Genomic DNA, 21267 nt, shown 5'->3' on the forward strand with positions numbered 1-21267 from the left:
GAAACGCTATGAAACGCTATGAAACACGTTTTTGCCGAACGTCTCATCCGCTCGGTATCGCGCGGACGCAACTCGTCAGCGATGACTTTAATCCTATATAAAATCGCCGGTAAGGGCAAGGTGCTCAATGGAAGTTCCTTCCCTCTGGAAACGTGTGCGCCGATACCGCGGTCAGTTCGGCGAGGCGGTGGGTGAGGTCGGTCAGGCGCTCGACCTTCAGGTGGATGACGGTTTCCTCCCGCTCGACGCGGCCGGTGGCGGCCAGCAGGCGGGCGGTCATCACTTCCTTGCGGTAGCGCTCGAACAGTTTCGGCATGACGACGAGGTTGGCGACGCCGGTCTCGTCCTCCAACGTGATGAAGATGACGCCCTCGGCGCTGCCCGGCCGCTGGCGCACCAGCACCAGCCCGGCCACCGTCACCCGCGTCCCGGCGCGCGCGTCCTTCAGCCGTTCGGCCGGGGCGATGCCGGTCAGGCCGTCGCGCAGCAGCGCCAGCGGGTGCATCTTCAGAGACAGACTGAGACTGGTGTAGTCCATCACCACGTGCTCGCCGATGCGCATCTCGGGGAGGGCCACCTCGGGTTCCGTCTGGGCGGAATCGTCCAGTCCGGCGAACAGCGGCAACGGGTGGGCGCCCAGCGCCTTCACCGCCCACAGCGCCGACCGCCGGTCGAGCCCCATGGAGCGGAACGCGTCCGCTCGCGCCAGCCGCTCCAGCGTGCTCGGCGAGGTCTCCGCACGTCGCCAGACGTCGTACGGGTCGCGGTAGCCGGAGGCGCGGCGGTCGACCAGACGCAGGGCTTCGGTTTCGTCGAGGCCTTTGATCTGGCGCAGACCCAGGCGGAGGGCGCGCCTTGCCCCCTCTCCCCCCTGGGGAGAGGGATGGGGTGAGGGGGTCCCGCAGTGCGGATGTTCACCGTCCCCCGTGACCCCCCTCACCCGGCCCTGGCGGGCCACCCTCTCCCCAGGGGGGAGAGGGATAAGGGTGCAGTCCCAATCCGACAGGTTCACGTCCGGGGGCAGCACCGTTACCCCGTGCTCGCTCGCGTCGCGGACGATCTGCGCCGGGGCGTAGAAGCCCATGGGCTGGCTGTTCAGCAGCGCGCAGGCGAACAGTTCCGGGTACCAGCGCTTCATCCAGGCCGAGGCGTACACGAGGTTGGCGAAGCTCGCCGCGTGGCTCTCCGGGAAGCCGTATTCGCCGAATCCCTCGATCTGCTGGAAGCAGCGCTCGGCGAAGTCCGCCGTGCAGCCGTTGGCGACCATGCCGGTGATGAACTTCTCGCGGAACTGGGCGATCCTGCCCGTTCGCCGGAACGCCGCCATGGAACGGCGCAACTGGTCGGCCTCGGCCGGGGTGAAGCCGGCGCCGACGATGGCGATGCGCATCGCCTGTTCCTGGAACAGCGGCACGCCGTAGGTGTCCTTCAGCACCTCCTCCAGCGCTGGGGAGGGGTACTCGACCGGCTCCTTGCCCTGGCGGCGGCGCAGGTAGGGGTGCACCATGTTGCCCTGGATCGGGCCGGGGCGGACGATGGCGACCTCGACCACCAGATCGTAGAACTTCCGCGGCTTGAGGCGCGGCAGCATGGACATCTGCGCCCGGCTCTCCACCTGGAAGACGCCGATGGTGTCCGCCGCGCAGAGCATGTCGTAGACCGCCGGGTCCTCCCTAGGGATCGTGGCGAGCGTCAGCGGGCGCTCGTAATGCTCCTCCAGCAGTTCGAAACCGCGGCGCAGGCAGCTCAGCATGCCCAGACCCAGCACGTCGATCTTGAGGATGTGCAGCGCGTCGATGTCGTCCTTGTCCCACTCGATGGTGGTGCGGTCCTCCATGGCGGCGTTGAGGACCGGGGTCAGCTCGGTCAGCAGCCCGCGCGTGATGACGAAGCCGCCGACGTGCTGCGACAGGTGGCGCGGGAAGCCGATCAGTTCCTGCGCCAACTCCAGCGTCAGTTTCAGGCGCGGGTCGTCGGGGTCGAGGCCGTACTGCCGGGCGCGCTCCTCGTCCACCCCCTTGCTGCTCCAGCCCCAGATGGAGCCGGCCAGTCGTCTGACCACGTCGTCCGACAGCCCCATGACATTGCCGACCTCGCGGATCGCCGCGCGCGAGCGGAAGCGGATGACGGTGGCGGTCAGGCCGGCGCGCTCGCGGCCGTATTTCGCATAGATGTACTGGATGACCTCCTCGCGCCGCTCGTGCTCGAAGTCCACGTCGATGTCCGGCGGCTCGTTGCGCTCGGCCGAGACGAAGCGCTCGAACAGCAGGTTGGCGACGGCCGGATCGACCTCGGTGATGCCCAGGCAGTAGCAGACGGCGGAGTTGGCCGCCGATCCGCGGCCCTGGCAGAGGATGCCCCTGGACCGGGCGAAGCGGACGATGTCGTGCACCGTCAGGAAGTACGGCGCGTAGTGCAGGCCGCCGATCAGCGCCAGTTCGTGGTCGAGCGACCGCGCGACCTTGTCCGGCACGCCGTCCGGATAGCGCGCCGCGGCGCCGGACCGGGTCAGGTCGATCAGCGTCTCCTGCGGGGTGCGGCCGTCGCCAGTGGTTTCGTCGGGGTACTCGTAGCGCAGCTCGTCCAGCGAGAAGGCGCAGGCCGCGACGATCTCCAGCGTGCGCTCGACCGCCTCGGGGGCTTGGCGGAACAGGCGCGCCATCTCCTGCGGCGGCTTCAGGTGCCGCTCGGCGTTGGCGGCGAGGCGCCAGCCCGCCGTGTCGATGGTTGTGTGGCTGCGGATGCAGGTCAGCACGTCGGCCAGCGGACGCCGCGCCGGGCTGTGGTACAGCACGTCGTTGGTCGCCAGCAGCGGCACGCGGGCGCTCGCGGCGATGTCCTTCAGCCACGCCAGCCGCTTGGCATCGTCGCCGCGGTAGCGGTGGCTGGCGGCGAGGTACAGGCTGCGGCCCAGGTCGGAACGCCAGCGCGCCAGCTCCGCGATGAAGCCGGAATCGTTGCGCCCGTCCGGCGGCAGCAGGACGGCGCGCATGCCCTCGGCGTGCGCCAGAAAATCGTCGCGGCCGAGGAAGCACTCCCCCTTCGGCGCCCGCCGCTTGCCGATGGTGAGCAGGCGCGACAGGCGGCCGTATGCCGCCCGGTCGGTGGGGAAGACGAGCAGGCTGGCGGCATCGGTCAGGTCGAGCCGGCAGCCGACGACGAGGCGCATCTTGTGGTCTCGGGCGGCGACGTGGGCGCGCACCACGCCGGCCAGCGTGTTGCGGTCGGTGACCGCCAGCGCCGCGAGGCCGAGCGCCGCCGCGGTCAGCACCAGCTCGTCGGCGTGCGAGGCGCCTTCCAGGAAGGTGAAGCTGCTGGTGACCTGGAGTTCCGCGTAAGGAATCATCACCCGAAGAACCCGTGCAGGAACCAGCGCGGCGCCGTTTCGGGCTGGTAGAGCCCCTGGCGGAACAGCCAGAAACGGCGGCCATCGGAATCCTCGACGCGGTAGTAGTCGCGGGGGGCTCCGTCACGGCGCCACCACTCGGCTTCGATGCGCTCCGGGCCGTCGGCGCGGCGGACGCGGTGGGCGATGCCGCGCCAGCGGAACATCCGCGGCGGGTCGTCGGGCACAGGGGCGATGGCCTCGATGAGTTCGGGCGGGGCCAGCAGGCGCACCGGGCGCGGCCGGTCGGCCGGCCACAGCGGCTGGTTGGCCGGCCTTGCCAAGGGGGAGCAGCCGGCTACCGCGCGCTCGGGCAGCCAACTCGCGCGCGGGACGAGGCGCAGCACGCTCTGCGGCCCCAGCCGGTTGCTCAGCCGGTCCACCAGATCGCCGAGGTCCGAATCGTCGCCCCCTCCGTCCAGCCCGGTCTGCACCGCGCCCAACGGCCCGGCCACGGGGGCGGACAGCACCATCACCTCGATGCCGGGGCCGGGGGCGAGGCGTTCCAGCTTTTCGGCGAACAGGCGCATCAGCGCCGCCGGGTCGCGCACCGGGCGGCCGGTGCCGACGACGAGGCTTTGCGGCGCGTCCTCAAGGCGGCGGTCGATGCGGTGCGCCGTCAGTTCCAGCCGGCGGGCACCCTCCTGGCGGTGTTCCAGCCCTTCGCACAGCGCGTCCAGCAGGGCGCGCGTGGCGCGGGCGAGGTCGTCCGGCGTGGCGATGGGCTCGGCAAAGGCGAGGCGCGCGGTGTGCGGGGCGACGGGGCGGTGCGGGGACACCGGCTCGTCCAGCCGGCCGAGGGCTTGGTCGAGGCGCCGGGCCGGCTGTGGGCCGAAGCGCGCGGTCAGCGTGGCGCGCGGCACCCCGTGCAGGTCGCCCACCCGCCGCAACCCGACCGCCGCCAGCGCGGTGACGGTTTCCGGGGGCAGGCGGAGCGCGGCCATGGGGAGGGGATCGAGCGCTTGGCGTTGGAGGGCGGGGGCGATGATGAGGGGCGAGTCTGCATACCGCGCCACCGCCCAGGCCGCGGCGGGGGTGTCGGCCAGCGCGGCGTGCGCCTCGAAGCCGGCGCGCTTCAGCCGCTCCACCACGTCCGCCAGCAGTCCCGACTCGCCGCCGAACAGGTGCGCGCAGCCCGTCACGTCCAGCACCAGCCCGTCGCCGTCCGTCGCCGTCCACGGTGTCCAGCGCAACGCCCAGTCGGCCAGGGCGTCCAGCAGCCGCGCATCCCCCGCGGGGTCGGCGTCGAAGGCGACCAGCCCCGGCTCCACGGCGCGGGCGTCGGCCAGGGTGACGCCGCGGTGCACGCCGGCGCGCTCGGCCGCGTGATTGACGGCGACGACCATCGACCGCCCGCGCTCCGCCGCCACCGCGGCGAGCGGCTGTGCCGCCATCTCCGGCCGCCGCCGCGTCCAGGCGTCGGTGGAAAGCCGCGGAAGCCAGAGCGACAGAATGCGCCGCGCCATGCCGTCCTCCATGTCTGATAAGAACAATACGGGAACATCATAGAATCAAAAGTGGCGCTTTGTGGAGTCCGAAGCGTCGGCTTCGCCGTGGATGCTCCGCTTGGAGGGTGCTTGTCCCGAGGGCTCGGACGGACGACATTGATGGGTATGAAAAGCACAGCGATCACGGCCGTCCTGGTGCTCGGGCTCACCGCCTGCGTGGGCACCGAGGTTCGGGACGAGACGCCGGGGCTGGCCGGGGGGGCGATCCCCTCCGCCATCCGAACCCAGACCTACGTTCCCGGCGGCAGCGCCGCCCAGTCCACGACGAGCGCCGAGTCGCAGGCCCCCGCCCAACGCCCGGACAATCCGCCGCCGCGCCCGCGCCGCGGCAGTTCCAGCCCGCCGCCGTCCAACCTCTACACCGGGGTGCCGGTGACGCCGCAGCCCGTCCCGTCCACCGACCGGGCGGTGGACGACTTCAAGCGGGATCAGGCGCGCTCCGAACTGGATCGCATGCGCAACGACCCCACCACGCTGATACCCGACCCGATGCGCCAGCGCGACATGATGAACCAGCAGATCGAACTGGACCGTCGCGACCTGATGCGCCGCTAGTATTTTTATTTGCCCTCAGACGGCGGGCGGGCGCATCCGCGCCCTTGCCTTCGCGCGCATGCGCGCGCGGGGCCTCAACGGCCCAGTCGCGCTACGCGCTCCCTTCCCCAACGGTCCTGTCACCGCTATACCGGCGGCAGGGACACCGGCGGGGGACGGGATGAGCGGGCGAATCGCGGCGCTGGCCGTTGGAACTATGCTGCTGGCCGCGGCGCCGGCCGAGGCGCGCACGGTGTTGAGCGGCGGCGCCTTCGGCAGCGGCCTGCTCGGGCCGGTGAGCGTGCTGGCGCACCTGCTCGGGCTGCTCGCGGTCGGGCTGTGGGCCGGGCAGAGCGGCGGGCCGGCGGTGTGGCAACTGCCCGCCGCGGCGCTGACCGCGGCGCTGGCCGCCGGGGCGGCGGCGCATTTCGGCGTGCAACTGCCGTTCGCCGGGCAAGGGCTGGCCGCCTCGCTGGTGCTGCTGGGGGTGCTGGTGGCCATGGGGCTGCGGGTGCCGCTGGTGGTGGCGATCCTGACGGTGGCCGCGGCGGCGGTGTTCCACGGCTATGTCCAGGAAGGGCGGGCGCTGTTCTGGGCGGGATTCGCGGCGTCGGTGCTGCTGCTGACCTCGGCCGGGGTCGGGCTGGTGGCGGTGCTGGGGCAGGCGGCGTCGCCGCGCGCGGTGCAGATGTGTGGCGGTGCGGTAGCACTTGCCGGTGTTCTGGACCTGGCAGGGGTTCTTTAGGCCGAGCACGCCTTGAAAAAGGCGGGTTGCAGGTATTCTTCTTGGCACGTCTCCCAGCACGAGCACCCACCGTTCCGACTGCCTACGCGAGGACCCCGCCGGTGCAGCGCGCAACCGCATACCCGTTCCCTCCTTCGTTCGCTCGCGCACCGTCGCGGCGGCAGATGCTGGCGGGCCTGGGGGGATTGGCGCTGCTGCCGTGGGGCGGGACCCTGTCGGCGCAGGAGCTGCGCTATTTCCGCATCGCCACCGGCACGACGGGCGGTACCTATTTCCCCATCGGCGGGCTGATCGCCAACGCCATCTCCAACCCGCCGGGCTCGCGGCCCTGCGACAAAGGCGGCAGCTGCGGCGTGCCGGGGCTGATCGCGGTGGCGCAGGCGACCAACGGCTCGGTGGAGAACATCGACCTGCTGCGCGCCGCCGCCGTCGAGGCCGGCATGGCGCAGGCCGACGTGGCGTACTGGGCCTACACCGGCACCGGCACCTACGCTGGCAAGCCGCCGTTCGAGCAGTTGCGCACCATCGGCACGCTGTACGGCGAAGCGATCCACATCGTTGTGCGCGCCGACAGCGACATCCACGCCATCCCCGACCTCAAGGGCAAGGTGGTGTCGGTGGGCGAGGAGGGCTCCGGCACGCTGGTCGATCTGCGCGTGGTGCTGGAGGCCTATGGCCTGTCCGAGACGGACCTTCAGCCCCGCTACCTGAAGCCCGGCACCGCCGCCGACCAGCTGGCGCGCGGCGAGGTGGACGCCTTCTCCATCGTCGGCGGCGCGCCGGTGTCGGCGGTCAGCGACGCGGCGGGGCGGCTGCCGGTGCGCCTCGTTCCCATCGACGGGCCGGTGGCCGGGCGGCTGCGCCAGACGCAGCGCTTCTTCGCCGAGACGGTGATCGCCGTCGACACCTACCCCGGCGTGCCGGCAACCGCCACGCTGAGCGTCGGCGCCGAGTTGCTGGTGCGTGCCGAGACCAGCGACGAGACGGTCTACGGCGTCACCCGCGCGCTGTGGCACGAGAACACCCGCCGCCTGTTGGCCGAAGGCCACCCGAAGGGGCGCAGCATCGACCCGTCCCGCGCGGTGGCCGCCATCGCCGTGCCGCTGCATCCCGGCGCCGAGCGCTACTACCGCGAGACCGGCCTGATCGGCGACGCCGCACGGGAAACCGGCGGCGATCCGGCGACCAAGCCGGCCAAGGAATAAGCCGGAGTCCGCCATGCCCGTCACTGCTCCCTACGGCACCTGGACGTCGCCGGTCACGGCGCGCAGCCTCGTCGATGCCGGCGTCGGTCTGCGCGCACCCTGGCGCCGGGATGGCGCGGTGCACTGGCTGGAGAGTCGCGCCAATGAAAGTGGGCGGACCGTGCCGGTGCGCCGCACCGCGGACGGCGTCACCGCCGACCTGCTGCCCGCCCCCTGGGACGTGCGCGGCCGGGTGCACGAATACGGCGGTGGCGACGTTCTGCACATTGACGACGGCCTGGTGTTCTGCCACGGCCTGGATCAGGCGGTGTATCTCGCCGCACCCGGAGCGGAGCCGGTCGCGCTGACCGCGTCGGGGCGCGACCGCTTCGCCGATTTCGCCCATGACGCCGCGCGTCGGCGGCTGATCGCCGTGTGCGAGCACCATCCTGACGAGGGCCACAGCGAACCGGAGAACAGCCTCGTCGCCATTCCGCTGGACGGCAGCGGCGACAACCCGGTGCTGGTGCGTGGCGCCGACTTCTACGCCGCGCCGCGGCTGGCGCCGGACGGGCGGCGGTTGGCGTGGCTGAGCTGGAACCACCCCAACATGCCCTGGGACGGCACCGAGCTGTGGGTCGCCGAGCTGGACGCCGATGGGATGCCGGGCGAACCGTTGCGCGTTGCCGGTGGTGTGGACGAGGCCGTCGTGCAGCCGGTGTGGCTGGCGGACGGACGGCTCGCCTACGTCTCTGACCGTGGCGACTGGTGGAACCTGCACATCTGGGACGGCGCCGGCAGCCGTGCGGTTCTGCCGATGGCGGCCGAGTTCGCCCGCCCGCTGTGGGTGTTCGGCCACCGCGAAGTGGCGGCGGTGGATTCCCGTACGCTGGTCTGCGCCTTCACACGGGACGGGCTGTGGTCGCTGGGCGTGGTGGACGTCGAGGACGGGACGCTCGACCGGCTGGAGCTGCCGTTCACCGATGTGGCCGAGCTGTTTGTGGACGGGCGCACCGTCACTTTCCTGGCCGCCGGGCCGGCCTCGCCGAGCGCCGTCGTCAGCCTCGATCTCGACACCCGGCGCTGGGAGACGGTGAAGCGCTCCACCGCCGCCGAGCCCGACCCCGGCTGCGTGTCGGCGGCGCAGCCCATGCGCTTTCCCACGGATGGGGGCGAGGCGCACGCCTTCTACTACCCGCCGGCCAACGCCGGCTTCCAGGCGCCGGACGGCGCGCTGCCGCCGCTGATCGTCAAGAGCCACGGCGGGCCGACCGCGGCGGCCAGCGCCGCCTGGAACCCGAAGATCCAGTACTGGACCAGCCGCGGCTTCGCCGTGGTGGACGTCAACTACCGCGGCTCGACGGGCTACGGGCGCGCCTACCGCGACGCGCTGAAGGGGGAGTGGGGTGCCGCCGACGTGGCGGACTGCGTGGCGGCGGCGCGGTATCTGGGGAGCCGGGGGCTGGCCGACCCGGACCGGCTGATCGTCACCGGCAGCAGCGCCGGCGGCTACACGGTGCTGTGCGCCGTCACCTTCCACGACGCGTTCAAGGCCGGCGCCAGCTATTACGGCATCAGCGACCTGGAGGCGCTGGCCGCCGACACCCACAAGTTCGAGGCGCGCTACCTGGACAGCCTCGTCGGGCCGTACCCGGAGCGGAAGGACCTCTACGCCGCGCGCTCGCCCATCCATTTCGTGGACCGGCTGTCGGTGCCCATGGTGTTCTTCCAGGGCTTGGAGGACAAGGTGGTGCCGCCGGCCCAGGCCGAACGCATGGTGGAGGCCATCGACGCCAAGGGCCTGCCCGTGGCCTATGTGCCGTTCGAGGGCGAGCGGCACGGCTTCCGCAAGGCCGAGAGCATCGTCACCGCGCTGGAGGGCGAGCTGTATTTCTACGGCCGGGTCTTCGGCTTCACCCCCGCGGGTGAGCCGAAGGCGATCCCGATCCGCAATTTGTAGGGTGAGGTTTCCCCCTTACCCCACGGCCTCGCACGGCGTGCGGTGTGCCTGGGCTGGGGGCGGGGTCGGCCGGGCGGTGGACCGGCCGTTGCGCAGCAGATCCAGGTAGGCGGCACCCCATTCCATCGCCTCGGCCCGGCGGCCGGGAGCGACGGCGCGCGAGGCGTGGAAGATCGCTTCGAGGCAGGCACCCTCGTCCGCCAGATCCACCCCGGCGGCGTCGATCCAGCTTTTCACCTTCAGGGACATCGGTCCGAAAGCCTTCTGTACCATCGTGGGGTCCTCCGTGCGGCCCGTCGTCGTGGGCCTGTCGTCATGCAACGACGCTATCGCCGCGGTTCCTGAGGGGTCAATGCGGGGAAACAGTATAGGCCGTGAAGAAACGCCTTGGCCGTTCCTGCGGAAAAAGTCATAGGCCCTCTATGCCCACGTGTTGCGGCTTCGGGTGATGCCGCGCCCGCTGCGCGTTGCGATGGTGTACTGCGCAGGTGATAGAACATCGTCCGAACTTGATTGTGAAAGCATAGCACGGCGTTGGTGGTAAGGCTATTTCTGGTCAGCTTCTCACCAAATGGGAATTTTTATTTCTGCGATTTCTAGGTAATGTCTGTCTCGGACGAGGAGGCCGGCACTCAATGTCGGCACTGTATCGGCGGGGCGCCGGGCGCAGCCGCTGTAAACCCAACAAAGGCAGACAGGCGACTATGGATACTGTGAACGTCTTCCTCACCGATACGAACAAGCTCTTTCGTGAAGGCATGAAGCGGTTGTTCGACAGTTCTCCGTTCACGGTCGTCGGCGAAGCCGGCAGCGTGCATGAGGTGACCGCTCTGCTGGAGGCGGCGGAAACCCGTCCGGAACTCATCCTTATCGACCCCAGCGGCGGCGCCGACGATCTCGAGGCGGTCCGCGCGCTCCGCGCCGCGCACCCGCAGATCCGCGTCGTCATCCTGACCGGCACGCTGGACACGCGTCTGCTCTCCGGGGCGCTGGGCGCCGGGGCCGATGGCTATCTGATGAAGGACATCGCCTGCGAGGCGCTGATGCAGTCGCTGCGTCTGGTGATGATGGGCGAGAAGGTGTTTCCGACGCACCTCGCGGCGCTGCTGGTGTCCGGCCGGGCCGAGGACATGGGGGGCGAGGTGCCGACCCGCCGTAAGGGCCTGTCGCAGCGCGAGGTGCAGATCCTGCACTGCCTGCTGAACGGCAACTCCAACAAGATGATCGCCAACCACCTGAAGATCACCGAGGCGACGGTGAAGGTCCACCTCAAGAGCCTGCTGCGCAAGATCAACGCCTCGAACCGCACGCAGGCCGCCATCTGGGCCATGAACAACGGCATGGGCGAGACCGCCGCCTCTGCCGCCGTGAACTGATCGCTTCGGGCTTACCGCTTTCCTTGGTGCGTTCCTCCCTGAAACTCGGGCCAGCCGTTTCCCGCGGCTGGCCTTTTTCTTGTGGGAGAGGGGCTTTAAGCGCTTGCGGCACCATCAAGCCGCCATGACCGCGCGGTCGGTCAGTATGGTGTAGGTTTCGCGCTGCTCCGCCAGATTGCCCAGCAGGTCGGACAGGCTGTCGCGCAGGAACGGGGCCATCGGCGCTTCCAGCTTGCTTTCCACAACGCGGATGAATTCATCCAGAATGCCCAGGTGCATCAGGGAAGCGGTGTGGATTTCGTCGGAAGTCATGCGCGGCGCCATGGCTGTAATCTCCTGATTGGCTTGTATCCGATGTGCCAATTACGCCATTTTTCCGGTTAACGATGTATTAACATCGCCATTCGTCCTAATGACGTTTGGGGATTACCTCTTGCGTATACTTCGAATGATGCGAATGGGGCGGATCACGCCGCTGCGTCGGTCATGGCTGCCTTTATAGCCTCGGCTTCGGACTTGAAGACGCGGTCGGCGGGCAGGCGCAGCGTCATGGTCGTGCCGCCCCCGACTTCGCTCATGCAGGTCAGCGTGCCGCCGTGCAGCTCCATGAAATTCTTGGAGATCGACAGGCCGAGGCCGGTGCCCTCGTAGCGCCGGCTGGACGAGGTGTCCGCCTGCCGGAACGGCTCGAACAGGTGGGCCAGGAACTCCGGCGCGATGCCGATGCCGGTGTCGGTTACGGAGATCGCCAGACTGCCATCCTCCGCCACGCGGCCGGACACCGTGATGGAGCCGCCCTCGGGCGTGAACTTCACCGCGTTGGACAGCAGGTTCAGCACCACCTGCTTGAAGGCGCGGCGGTCGACGTTGACGATGGGCAGCCGCAGCGCGTCGGGCAGCGCGTTGCCGAGGTCCACGCCGGCATCCTGCGCGCGTTCGCGCACCATCATCAGGCACTGCGCCACGGCCTCGTACGGGTCCAGCGGCTCCTCGCTCAGCTCGTAGCGCCCGGCCTCGATCTTCGACATGTCGAGCACCGCGTTGACGATGTCCAGCAGGTGCTTGCCGCTGTCGTGGATGTCCTTCGCGCAGGCCTTCTGGCGGTCGTTGAGCTGGCCGAAGAACTCGCTGTCGAGCACTTCCGAGAAGCCGATGATGGCGTTCAGCGGCGTGCGCAGCTCGTGGCTCATGTTGGCGAGGAACTCGGACTTGGCGCGGTTCGCCATTTCCGCCTGACTCTTGGCGGCCAGCAGTTCGGCTTCCTTCTGCTTGCGCTGGGTGATGTCGCGGATGACGCCGACGAAGACGCGGCCGCGTCCCTTGTCCGCGGCGTCGTGCAGCACCAGCTCGCTCACCGCGAGGTTCATCGGGAAGGTGGCGCCGCCGCGGCGCATGGCCTGGACCTCACGGTCGGCGCCGATGATGCGCGACGCCTCGCCCGGCCGGTAGTCTTGCAGCCAGCGGTCGTGGTCGCGGCGGAAGCCCTCGGGGATGAGGAGGCTGACGCTCTGGCCGACCAGTTCCGCCTCGGAGTAGCCGAACATCTGCTCGGCCGCCGGGTTGAACGTCTCGATGCGGCCGCGGGCGTCGATGGTGACCACCGCGTCCACCATGGATTCCAGGATGCCGCGGATGCGGCGCGAGGCCTGCGTCAGCTTTTCCTGGTCCTGCTCGCGCCGGCGGTGCTGGCGGACGACGAACCACGTCAGCATGGCGATGGCGCTGGTCATCGACACGCCGATGAACGTCCACGCTGCGGTGTCGCGCCGCCAGTCGGCCAGCGCGTCGTCCAGCGCCACCGTGGTGACGACGACGAAGGGATAGTCGCGGACATGGCGGAAGCTGACCATCCGCTCGGCGCGGCGATCGGCGGTCTTCAGCACCATTGTGTCCTCGCCCGCTCGCAACGCCTCGGTCAGCGCCGGCCAGTCGGCCAGCGTGGCGCCGAACAGCGCCTCCTCGGCCGGCTGGTGCACCACCACCGTGCCGTCGGGCAGCGCCAGCGTCGCCGTGCCGCGCAGGCCGTTGCGCAGGTTGGCGAAGCTGCTTTCCAGGTAGGCCGGGCTGACCATGACCACCAGCACGCCGGCGAAGCTGCCGTCCGGATTGTTCAGCCGCCGGCTCATCGGGATCACCGTGGTGTCGGGGAACACCCGGCTGCGGGTCGGGGTGCCGATGTGCAGGCCGGCATCGGCGCGGTCGCGATGCGCTGTGAAGTAGGAGCGGTCCGTCAGGTCCAGCGGTGGCGGATTGCGGTCGGCAGAGTGGTGGCGGATGTGTCCATCGGCGTCCACCACCACCAGATCGACGATCTGCGGGACGGCGTCGCGCCGGCCACGCAGGTACTCGTGAATGCCGGGCGCGGCGCGGGTGCCGGCCTCGGGGTGGATGTTCAGCACGTAGCGCACGTCGGCGAACAGCTGGTCGACGCCGAAGATGCCCCGCACCGCGTCGGATTCCAGCGTGCGCGCCAGATGCTGGGCGCCGGTGCGCACCGACTCCATGGTCTCGCCGTAGTGTTGCCAGATGCCGTAGCCGATCAGCGTGTTGACCACGACGATGAACGCCGCGCCCGAGGCGACCATCAGGAAGCGGACCGACCCCAGCGTCTGCCGGATCCGCTCCGTCAGCCCGTCGCGCAGCGGCCCGGGGCGGGCCGCCGGGAAGTCGGCTCGGTCGTTCGTGAGCATCAGCGAATGCGTCTCCAGAAGGGACTGCGCCTCCGGCCGGTGGTGTCGGGGCAGGAGAATGTTACACGCCTTCCATCGATAATTCATTAAAGAAGCTTAACCTTCGGCGGAGAGGCTTGGCGGAACCGCATAGGGGCGGGTGGGCGGACTCGGATTGCGCGCGGGGCGCGGTTCGGCTAGGTAGAGGGCCTGTTCCTAAGCCCTGAGTGCGGATTCCCATGCCCGAAGGCCCGCTTTCGCTCTATCGCGCCCGGCGCGGCACCGGGACGCTACGCCCCGATCCCGACCAGGAGTTGGCCGCCGAGAAGCTGCAAAGCCTCTATCAGGCGCTGAAGAACTACCGGCCGCAGACCGGCAAGACGGGCTGGCGCGAGCGCTTCGGACTCGCCCGCCGGCCGGAGCCGGTGGAGGCGCCGCAGGGGCTCTACCTGTATGGCGGGGTGGGGCGCGGCAAGTCCATGCTGATGGATTTGTTCTTCGAGACCGCCCCGGTCGAGCGCAAGCGCCGCGTCCACTTCCACGCCTTCATGCTGGAGGTGCACGAGCGCGTCCATAAACACCGGCAGGCCCGCGGGAAGAGCGCCGGGCCGGACGACGCGCTGCCCGAACTGGCGCGCCAGATGGCGGAGGAAGCGTCGCTGCTGTGCTTCGACGAGTTCCACGTGGTGGACATCGCCGACGCCATGATCCTCGGCCGGCTGTTCACCGCGCTGTTCGAGGCGGGCGTGGTGGTGGTGGCGACCAGCAACTGGGCGCCGGACCTGCTGTACAAGGACGGCTTGCAGCGCGAGCTGTTCCTGCCCTTCATCGCCTTGCTGAAGCAGCGGCTGGACGTGATGGCGCTGGACGGGGCGACCGACTACCGGCTCGACCGGCTGAAGGGCACGCCGGTGTATTACTGGCCGCTGGGCCCGGCGACCGATGGCAAGATGAAGGAACTGTTCGCCGTGTTGACCAACGGTGCGCCCACCGCGGCGACGCACCTGCTGGTGCAGGGCCGGCGGGTGGACATCGGGTGCGCGGCCAGGGGGGTCGCCTGGGTGGATTTCTGGGAGCTGTGCGGCAAGCCCTTCGGCGCCGCCGACTATCTGGCGATCGCCACGCATTTTCACACGGTGCTGGTGGACGACGTGCCGACGCTGACGGACGAGCGGCGCAACGAGGCCAAGCGCTTCATGACGCTGATCGACGCGCTGTACGAGCACAAGGTGAACGTGGTCGTCGCCGCCGATGGCCCCCCGGAGCGCCTGTACCCGGAAGGCCGGCACGCCTTCGAGTTCGAACGCACGGTCAGCCGGTTGATGGAGATGCAGGCGGACGACTACCTCAACAGGCAGCATCTGACCTGATTTCTTCCGGCACGGCTTGTGTGGGAGCCGGTGTATCGGCTAGGTTGTCGTGGCGGCGCTTGGGCTCTATCGTCCGGCTCTGCGATCCACACGAACGTCAAGGACGGCCACCGCATGCCCTCGCCGATCTCCCGTCTGGCCCGGTTCCCCTTCCGCCGCTCGGCCCTGTGCCTGGGCATGGTCTGCGCCATGGTGTCCGCACCGGCTGCAATGGCGGCGGATCTCTCGAAGGACGGCGTCGGCCTTCCCTCCGTGTCCCCGACGGGAGCCGCCATCGTCGGCCATGCCACCGCCGGCGAAGGGCCGGAAGCCATCCTGGTCATGCACGAGTGGATGGGCGATCACACCAATTACAACGGCCTGCTGCCGTTCCTCGACCGCAAGGCGTTCACCTACGTGTTCGCCGACCTGCGCGGCTACGGCTGGTCCAAAAGCGTGAGGGGTGAGTACACGGCCGACGAGGCCGCGGCCGACATGTTCGCCCTGATGGACACGCTGGGGCACAAGCGCTTTCACGTCGTCGGGCACTCGATGTCGGGCCTGATCGCTCAGGCCATGGCCGCAAAGGGGAAGGATCGCATCAAGAGCCTGGTGGCGGTGACGCCGGTTCCGGCCTCCGGCTTCAAGACGGACGAGGCGGGCTTCCAGAAGCTCGTGGCGGTGATCGACAGCGACGACATCATGCGCGGCGCCATCAAGGCGCGCGTCGCCCAGCGCTACACCGACACCTGGGTGGACTACAAACTGGCGATCGCCCGCAACGCCACGGGCCGCGAAGCGATGCTCGGCTACCTGAAGATGTTCACCGGCACCGACATCAGCGCCGCCGTCGCCGGGCTGGAGCTTCCGGTCCTGCTCATCACCGGCGCGGACGACATCCCCTATTACCAGGAAGCGACCGAGCGCCCGAAGTTCGAGCAGGCCTACAAGAATCTCTCGGTCGAGAAGATCGAGAACGCCGGACACTACCCGATGCTCCAGACCCCGGCGCTGCTTCTTGCGAAGATCGAGAAGTTCGTCGCGGTGCACAGCAAGGACTAGGTCGAAGCCCCTTTCGGCGCCAGCGTGGCGATGCCATATTCGTAGAGCCATGACCGAAGCCGAACACCGCGACCTGCGCGACGTGCGCGTCCAGGACCTCGTTGCCCGCACGGGCATCGACGAGGGAATGATCAGGACCCTCGTCCACGCCTTCTACGGCCGCGTCCGCGAGGACGCGACGCTGGGGCCGATCTTCGCGGCGCAAGTCGAGGATTGGGACGCGCACCTCGCCACGCTGGTGGATTTCTGGTCGTCCGTCGCGCTGCTGACCGCGCGCTACGACGGGCGGCCGATGCCGGCGCACCTCAAGCTGGACGTCGGCGAGGAGCACTTCGCCCGCTGGCTGGAGCTGTTCCGCGAAACCGCGCGCGAGGTCTGCACGCCCGAGGCGGCGAACTTCTTCATCGGCAAGGCCGAGAACATCGCCCGCAGCTTCCAGATGGGAATCGCCTTCCACCGCTCCCGGTAAGGAGCCGGTCAGGCCTTCATGTCGAAGACGCTCTTCAGCATCTCGTCGGCGGTCTGCGCGGCCTTGGCGTTGGCCTTGTAGGTCGTGCTGGCGAGCATCTGCTGCACGGTTTCCTGCGCCAAGTCCACGTTCGGCGCCGCCACCATGCCATCGGCGCTCGCGTCGGGCGAGTCGGGCTGGTACTCGGCGAACAGGGCGGGGGACACCGGGGCGAGGCTGGCCCGCACGCCGCCGGTCGGCTGCGCCGTGTTGACCGTCTGCACCGGCGCGTAGGGGCTGCCCGACGCAGGCGTGCTCTGCACCGCCGCCAGATTGCCGTCTGCCGGCAGCGGGCCGGTGGTGCGGGCGTTGGCGGTGTTCGAGGCCGACGCGTCCAGGCGGCGCGAGGCGGCGGTCATACCGGACAGGGCTGTGTTCAGCGCGACGTTCATGGGGAAAGTGTCCTCCCGGCGGGGGCGCCGCGCAAGGGGAAAGGCGTCCTAGGCGTTCGCGCGCAGCGTGTCAATCAGCGGCTTGAACTCGGCCAGCACGGATTCGTAGACCGGCTTCTTGAACGGCACGATCAGGCCGGTCAGGTCGGCGGCGTCCACCCACTTCCAGGCGTCGAACTCCGGGTGCTCGGTGGCGAGGTCGATGTCGGCGTCGCGGCCGGTGAAGCGCGCCGCCACCCACACCTGCTCCTGGCCGCGCCAGCGGCCCTTCCACACCTTGCCCAGCAGATGGTCGGGCAGGTCGTAGCGCAGCCTCTCCGCCGTCTCGCCGAGGATGTCGGCCTTGGCGGTGCCGATCTCCTCCTCAAGCTCGCGGAGCGCCGCTTCGCGCACGGTCTCGCCCTCGTCGATGCCGCCCTGCGGCATCTGCCAGGCGTCCGTCGTGTCGCGTCGGCGGGCGACGAAGACCTGACCCCGCGGGTTCAGCAGCATGATGCCGACGCAGGGCCGGTAGGGCAGGGAGTCGCGATCCGGTTTCTTGCTCATCCACCTGGGCCTTTGGGTTGTGTGACCACCGCCGACAGCGGCACCAGCGTGATGCCGCGGTCCTGAAGGCCGGTGACCCAGAGGCCGATGCGCTCGACCGTGCTGGGGTAGGGGGAACCAATGCCGACCGCCGAGCCCTGCTGCTTGGCCAGCGTTTCCAGCTCGCGCAGCTGGTCGTCGATGGAGTTGCGCGCAAGGTCGCGGTCGATGACGCGGTCGGCCACGGCGCGCGGCACGCCCGCCTTGTCGGCGGCGGCGGCACCGGCGCTCTTGGGCGTGATGCGCGGGTCGAGGAACAGCAGGCCGCGCGCCTTCAGATCGTCCATGACCGGCTTCAGCGCGTCGGCGTTGCCGGCGAACTTGCTGCCGGTGGTCGTGGTGATGCCGGTGTAGCCCACGACCTTGCTCATGGACCAGTGCAGCCGCTCGATGTTGCGGTCGGACGACAGCGTGGTCAGCAGCGCGTTGGGGCCGGGGTCGTCGCGCGGGAAGCCCAGCGGTTCCATGGGCACCGACAGCATCACCTCGTGCCCCTTGGTGCGCGCCTGCTCGACCCAGGAATCGATCCGCTCGGCGTAGGGCAGGAAGGCCAGCGTCACGGTGGGCGGCAGCTTCTGGAGCGCCGTGCCGGTGGTGACGCCCGACAGCCCCATGTCGGCAATGACGATGGCAATGCGCGGGCGCTTGTCTGCCGCCGGGAACGGGCGGCCGTAGACCTGCCACGCCTTGCGCCCGTCCTCGGCGATGCGGGGCAGCGGGCCGGCCTTGGTCTCCTCCACGAGGCCCGGTGCCGGGGCCGGCGTCAGCGTGACGAGCGCGTCCGGCAGCGGTGCCGGCGCGATCGGGGCAGGAGCCATCGGGGCGGCGTTCGGCGCCGCCGGTGCCGGTGCGGCGGCCGGCGGTGATGCGGGCGGCTGGGCGGCGGTCTGCGGTGTCTGCGGCGTGGGCGCCGGCGGCGGTGCCGGCGGGGTGGCGCCCTTGACCGCCACCTTGACCTGCGGGGTGCCGGCCTCCCAGGCCAGCGTGGTGTCCTCGCCGTTCAGCGCCAGCCAGCCGCCCAGGCCGGCCAGCCCCACCGCCAGCGCGCCGAAGGCGGCCAGCAGCGGGATCGGGAGCGGCTTGCGCGGCTCGCGCTCGCGGAAGCGCCAGCGCTTGACGATGTTAAGGTTCCGAAAACGCTGGCCGCCCCGCCGGAACACGCCCAGCGGATCGAACTTCAGGCGGTCCAGGATGGCGGCAGCGTTCACGGGACCCCCGGCTTCAGTGGCTGGCGCGCGCCTGGAACAGCGCCACCCCACGCAGGAGGTCGAGCGCCCGCGCCAGCTGGTAGTCGAACGGCGGCTTGCCGTTGTCGTTCGACGCCTCGCCGGGTTCCACCGGGGCGGCGCCCGGCGTGGCGCCCGGTGCCGGGGTCGGCGGGGCGGGCGGCGCGTTTGCAGCGCCGGGGCCGGGCGTCGCCGGCTTCGGCTTGTTGGCGATGGTGTCGTTGCGCAGCGACCCCTTCAGGTCCGCCTCCCGGCGACGCTGGCCCTGGGCGTCCAGTTCCTCGACCTTGGCCGGCTTGACCTCGATGTCCGGGGTGATGCCGAGCTGCTGGATCGAGCGCCCCGACGGCGTGTAGTAGCGCGCCGTGGTCAGGCGCATGGCGCCGTGGCCGGGCAGTGGGATGATGGTCTGCACCGAGCCCTTGCCGAACGACTGGGTGCCAAGGATGACCGCCCGCTTGTGGTCCTGCAGGGCACCGGCGACGATTTCCGACGCCGAGGCCGAGCCGCCGTTGATCAGCACGACCATGGGCAGGCCCTTGGCCATGTCGCCGGGCTTGGCGTTGTAGCGCGTGCCTTCCTCGGCCTTGCGGCCGCGGGTGGAGACGATCTCGCCCTTGTCGAGGAAGGTGTCGGACACCGACACCGACTGGTCGAGAAGGCCGCCGGGGTTGTTGCGCAGGTCGAGCACATAGCCCTTCAGCTTGTCGCCGGCCTGCTGCTGGATGCTGGTGATCGCCTTTTCCAGGCCGCTCTGGGTCTGCTCGTTGAAGCTGGTGATGCGCAGGTAGCCGACGTCGCCGCCCTCCAGGCGCGAGCGCACCGACTGCACCTTGATGACGGCGCGGGTGATCGCCACCTCGAACGGCTCGCCGGTTTCGCCGCGGCGGATGGTGACCTTGATGTCGGAGCCGACCGGGCCGCGCATCTTCTCCACCGCCTCGTTCAGCGCCAGACCCATGACGGCCTCGCCGTTGAGGTGGGTGATGTAGTCGCCCGGCTGGAGACCGGCGCGGAAGGCTGGCGTCTCGTCGATGGGCGAGACGACCTTGATCAGGCCGTTCTCCATGGTGACCTCGATGCCCAACCCGCCGAACTCTCCGCGGGTCTGCACCTGCATGTCCTGGAAGCTCTTCTTGTTGAGGTAGCTGGAGTGCGGGTCCAGCGACGTCAGCATGCCGTTGATGGCGGATTCGATGAGCTGCTCGTCGCTCACCTTCTCCACGTATTCGGCGCGCACGCGCTCGAACACGTCGCCGAAGAGGTTCAGCTGGCGGTATGTCTCGGACGTGTTGGTGTCGGCGGTGACCCGACCGATGCCGGCCCCGACGAACACCATGGCCGCAGCGAAGGCGGCACGCTTCATCATTCGCATCTAGCCTTGTCCTTTCCCCTCCGGCGCGCTGAACCCGCGTTCCGGGTTTATTGGCTGACCGTGTCGTCTCAGTTCGAAGTAAAGATCCGGAGTGCCATCGGCGGGTGACGGCATGAGACCGACCGGTTCTCCGGTGGAGACATGCTTGCCGACGGACGTGTCGATCCGACCCAAGCCAGCAATGAGACTATGATATCCATTGCTGTGTTCGACGATCAAGATTTGCCCGTATCCGCGAAACGGCCCGGCAAACATGACACTTCCGGCGTAGGGTGCAAGCACCGGCGTGCCGGGCCGGGCGGAAATCGTGACGCCGCGGCTGGTGCCGCCGAAACGGTCCTGCTCGCCATAGCGCGCGGCGACCCGCCCGCCGGCCGGCAGCCGCAGCCCGCCATTGAGGATCGGCGCGTCGGGGGCGCGCTGGACGGCGACGATCTCCGCCTTCGCCTTGCGGTCCGCCTCTTTCTGCTCGGCCAGCTTGCGCTCGGCTTCCTTGTGCTCGGCGTCCTTCTGGAGGGCGAGCTTGCGGTCTGCGTCCTTCTGCTCGGCGATGCGGCGGTCGGTGTCGCGGCGCTCGGCCTCCAGCCGTTCGGCCTCGCGCTTGGCGGCGGCCTCCATGGTGGCGCGGCGTTCCGCCTCGATGCGCTCCATCAGCTGGCGCAGATCGCCGGCCTGACCGGCCAGACGCGTCATGTGCTGGGCGACGGCCTGGCGCTCCTCGCTGGTCTGGCGCGACAGCTCCTCGCGCCGCGCGACGAGGCTGGCGATCTCGGCCTCGCGGCTGGTCAGGTTGGCGCGGGCGGACAGCGTGCGGGCGCGCTGGCCCTCCAGCCGTTCGCGCACGTCGGCGAGGCGCTGTAGGGCGCTTGCCAGCGCGTCGGCGCGTTCGCGCAGCGCCGGCACCGTGTCGCGCAGCAGCAGCGCCGAGCGCAGCGTGTCCACCGGCCCCTCGGGCGTGGCGATCACCACCTCGGGCGGGACGCGGGACAGGCGCTGGAGGGCGGCGAGAAGTTTGGCGATGTGCTGGCGTTCGGCGTCGAGCTTGGCGGCCTGGGCGCGTTCTTCGCCCTCCAGGCCGGCCAGCGTGTTTTCCAGCTCGCCCAGGCCGCTTTCCTGGGCGCGCGCCTGCTCGGCCAAGCCGACCAGACGGTTGCGCAGGTCGGCGAGTTCCTTGCGGATCGCCTCCGACTGCTGGTCGAGGTCGCGCTGGCGGGCCTTGTCGGCCTGGATCTCCTGCTCGACGCGCTTCAGCGTCTGGTTGGGCGCCTCGTCCTGGGCGAGGGCGGGGGAGGCGAGGAGGAGAATGGGGACCAGGGTGAAGAGGCCAAAGCTCCCTCTTCCCCCCGGGGAGAGGGGGGGGGTGAGGGGGTTTTCGGGGGACCGCAAACGTCCGCCATGCCGGTCCCCCT

18 protein-coding genes are annotated in these 21267 nt (G+C 69.8%); 8 read left to right on the plus strand and 10 right to left on the minus strand.

The window, feature by feature from the left end:
• Positions 1-124 precede the first annotated feature (124 nt).
• Both ACSVDD_RS11120 and ACSVDD_RS11125 read right to left on the minus strand, forming a co-directional pair.
• Positions 125-3346, minus strand: a complete 3222-nt coding sequence (locus tag ACSVDD_RS11120; protein WP_448189413.1) for an error-prone DNA polymerase — start codon at positions 3344-3346, stop codon at positions 125-127.
• Entirely contained in the window at positions 3346-4851 is a 1506-nt protein-coding gene (locus ACSVDD_RS11125) for a Y-family DNA polymerase (RefSeq protein ID WP_448189414.1), read from the minus strand. The genes ACSVDD_RS11120 and ACSVDD_RS11125 overlap by 1 nt, the downstream gene beginning before the upstream one ends.
• A 147-nt stretch (positions 4852-4998) precedes the next feature.
• On the opposite strand from ACSVDD_RS11125, the gene ACSVDD_RS11130 reads away from it, so the two are divergent.
• From ACSVDD_RS11130 to ACSVDD_RS11145, 4 genes are all read left to right on the plus strand, one after another.
• Entirely contained in the window at positions 4999-5448 is a 450-nt protein-coding gene (locus ACSVDD_RS11130) for a hypothetical protein (protein ID WP_448189415.1), read from the plus strand.
• 160 nt (positions 5449-5608) lie between these two features.
• Positions 5609-6172 carry a HupE/UreJ family protein gene (locus ACSVDD_RS11135; RefSeq protein WP_448189416.1) on the plus strand — a complete coding sequence of 188 codons (564 nt, stop codon included), beginning with the start codon at positions 5609-5611 and terminating at the stop codon, positions 6170-6172.
• Positions 6173-6336: 164 nt separating this feature from the next.
• Positions 6337-7377, plus strand: coding sequence for a TAXI family TRAP transporter solute-binding subunit (locus ACSVDD_RS11140; protein ID WP_448189417.1), 1041 nt, complete (start codon positions 6337-6339; stop codon positions 7375-7377).
• Positions 7378-7390: 13 nt separating this feature from the next.
• Complete coding sequence (locus ACSVDD_RS11145) at positions 7391-9316, plus strand: S9 family peptidase (RefSeq protein WP_448189418.1); 1926 nt, start codon at positions 7391-7393, stop codon at positions 9314-9316.
• 15 nt (positions 9317-9331) lie between these two features.
• Here ACSVDD_RS11145 and ACSVDD_RS11150 read toward each other — a convergent pair whose 3' ends face one another.
• A complete protein-coding gene (locus ACSVDD_RS11150; RefSeq protein WP_448189419.1) occupies positions 9332-9565 on the minus strand; it encodes a hypothetical protein in 234 nt (77 codons plus the stop codon).
• Between the two features lie 455 nt (positions 9566-10020).
• Between ACSVDD_RS11150 and ACSVDD_RS11155 the strand changes: the two genes are divergently transcribed.
• The gene (locus ACSVDD_RS11155; protein ID WP_448189420.1) at positions 10021-10692 is read left to right on the plus strand and encodes a LuxR C-terminal-related transcriptional regulator; all 672 of its coding nucleotides are present in this window, start codon (positions 10021-10023) and stop codon (positions 10690-10692) included.
• Positions 10693-10806: 114 nt separating this feature from the next.
• Here the strand turns inward: ACSVDD_RS11155 and ACSVDD_RS11160 are convergent, their stop codons facing one another.
• Positions 10807-11016 carry a hypothetical protein gene (locus ACSVDD_RS11160; RefSeq protein WP_448189421.1) on the minus strand — a complete coding sequence of 70 codons (210 nt, stop codon included), beginning with the start codon at positions 11014-11016 and terminating at the stop codon, positions 10807-10809.
• A gap of 143 nt (positions 11017-11159) precedes the next feature.
• Positions 11160-13382 carry an ATP-binding protein gene (locus ACSVDD_RS11165; protein ID WP_448189422.1) on the minus strand — a complete coding sequence of 741 codons (2223 nt, stop codon included), beginning with the start codon at positions 13380-13382 and terminating at the stop codon, positions 11160-11162.
• Between the two features lie 218 nt (positions 13383-13600).
• On the opposite strand from ACSVDD_RS11165, the gene zapE reads away from it, so the two are divergent.
• From zapE to ACSVDD_RS11180, 3 genes are all read left to right on the plus strand, one after another.
• Positions 13601-14731, plus strand: coding sequence for a cell division protein ZapE (zapE, locus tag ACSVDD_RS11170; protein ID WP_448189423.1), 1131 nt, complete (start codon positions 13601-13603; stop codon positions 14729-14731).
• Between the two features lie 114 nt (positions 14732-14845).
• Positions 14846-15772: an alpha/beta fold hydrolase gene (locus ACSVDD_RS11175; protein ID WP_448189424.1), complete on the plus strand. Its 927-nt coding sequence runs from the start codon at positions 14846-14848 to the stop codon at positions 15770-15772.
• Between the two features lie 49 nt (positions 15773-15821).
• The gene (locus ACSVDD_RS11180) at positions 15822-16241 is read left to right on the plus strand and encodes a group III truncated hemoglobin (RefSeq protein WP_448189425.1); all 420 of its coding nucleotides are present in this window, start codon (positions 15822-15824) and stop codon (positions 16239-16241) included.
• Positions 16242-16249: 8 nt separating this feature from the next.
• Here ACSVDD_RS11180 and ACSVDD_RS11185 read toward each other — a convergent pair whose 3' ends face one another.
• The 5 genes from ACSVDD_RS11185 to ACSVDD_RS11205 are packed head-to-tail and all read right to left on the minus strand — an operon-like array spanning position 16250 to position 21244.
• A complete protein-coding gene (locus ACSVDD_RS11185) occupies positions 16250-16672 on the minus strand; it encodes a flagellar basal body rod protein FlgC (RefSeq protein ID WP_448189426.1) in 423 nt (140 codons plus the stop codon).
• A gap of 48 nt (positions 16673-16720) precedes the next feature.
• A complete protein-coding gene (locus ACSVDD_RS11190) occupies positions 16721-17218 on the minus strand; it encodes an RNA pyrophosphohydrolase (RefSeq protein ID WP_448189427.1) in 498 nt (165 codons plus the stop codon).
• Positions 17215-18465: a divergent polysaccharide deacetylase family protein gene (locus ACSVDD_RS11195; protein WP_448189428.1), complete on the minus strand. Its 1251-nt coding sequence runs from the start codon at positions 18463-18465 to the stop codon at positions 17215-17217. The genes ACSVDD_RS11190 and ACSVDD_RS11195 overlap by 4 nt, the downstream gene beginning before the upstream one ends.
• Before the next feature lie 13 nt (positions 18466-18478).
• The gene (locus ACSVDD_RS11200; RefSeq protein ID WP_448189429.1) at positions 18479-19858 is read right to left on the minus strand and encodes a S41 family peptidase; all 1380 of its coding nucleotides are present in this window, start codon (positions 19856-19858) and stop codon (positions 18479-18481) included.
• A complete protein-coding gene (locus tag ACSVDD_RS11205; protein ID WP_448189430.1) occupies positions 19859-21244 on the minus strand; it encodes a murein hydrolase activator EnvC family protein in 1386 nt (461 codons plus the stop codon).
• Positions 21245-21267: the final 23 nt, after the last annotated feature.

Source organism: Azospirillum terrae (assembly GCF_053470425.1).

What these genes read in the sequence shown, in the direction of transcription:
- ACSVDD_RS11120 (WP_448189413.1), bottom strand. Translation starts at nt 3,346, where the DNA reads ATGATTCCTTACGCGGAACTCCAGGTCACCAGCAGCTTCACCTTCCTG.
- ACSVDD_RS11125 (WP_448189414.1), bottom strand. Translation starts at nt 4,851, where the DNA reads ATGGCGCGGCGCATTCTGTCGCTCTGGCTTCCGCGGCTTTCCACCGAC.
- ACSVDD_RS11130 (WP_448189415.1), top strand. Translation starts at nt 4,999, where the DNA reads ATGAAAAGCACAGCGATCACGGCCGTCCTGGTGCTCGGGCTCACCGCC.
- ACSVDD_RS11135 (WP_448189416.1), top strand. Translation starts at nt 5,609, where the DNA reads ATGAGCGGGCGAATCGCGGCGCTGGCCGTTGGAACTATGCTGCTGGCC.
- ACSVDD_RS11140 (WP_448189417.1), top strand. Translation starts at nt 6,337, where the DNA reads ATGCTGGCGGGCCTGGGGGGATTGGCGCTGCTGCCGTGGGGCGGGACC.
- ACSVDD_RS11145 (WP_448189418.1), top strand. Translation starts at nt 7,391, where the DNA reads ATGCCCGTCACTGCTCCCTACGGCACCTGGACGTCGCCGGTCACGGCG.
- ACSVDD_RS11150 (WP_448189419.1), bottom strand. Translation starts at nt 9,565, where the DNA reads ATGTCCCTGAAGGTGAAAAGCTGGATCGACGCCGCCGGGGTGGATCTG.
- ACSVDD_RS11155 (WP_448189420.1), top strand. Translation starts at nt 10,021, where the DNA reads ATGGATACTGTGAACGTCTTCCTCACCGATACGAACAAGCTCTTTCGT.
- ACSVDD_RS11160 (WP_448189421.1), bottom strand. Translation starts at nt 11,016, where the DNA reads ATGGCGCCGCGCATGACTTCCGACGAAATCCACACCGCTTCCCTGATG.
- ACSVDD_RS11165 (WP_448189422.1), bottom strand. Translation starts at nt 13,382, where the DNA reads ATGCTCACGAACGACCGAGCCGACTTCCCGGCGGCCCGCCCCGGGCCG.
- zapE (WP_448189423.1), top strand. Translation starts at nt 13,601, where the DNA reads ATGCCCGAAGGCCCGCTTTCGCTCTATCGCGCCCGGCGCGGCACCGGG.
- ACSVDD_RS11175 (WP_448189424.1), top strand. Translation starts at nt 14,846, where the DNA reads ATGCCCTCGCCGATCTCCCGTCTGGCCCGGTTCCCCTTCCGCCGCTCG.
- ACSVDD_RS11180 (WP_448189425.1), top strand. Translation starts at nt 15,822, where the DNA reads ATGACCGAAGCCGAACACCGCGACCTGCGCGACGTGCGCGTCCAGGAC.
- ACSVDD_RS11185 (WP_448189426.1), bottom strand. Translation starts at nt 16,672, where the DNA reads ATGAACGTCGCGCTGAACACAGCCCTGTCCGGTATGACCGCCGCCTCG.
- ACSVDD_RS11190 (WP_448189427.1), bottom strand. Translation starts at nt 17,218, where the DNA reads ATGAGCAAGAAACCGGATCGCGACTCCCTGCCCTACCGGCCCTGCGTC.
- ACSVDD_RS11200 (WP_448189429.1), bottom strand. Translation starts at nt 19,858, where the DNA reads ATGCGAATGATGAAGCGTGCCGCCTTCGCTGCGGCCATGGTGTTCGTC.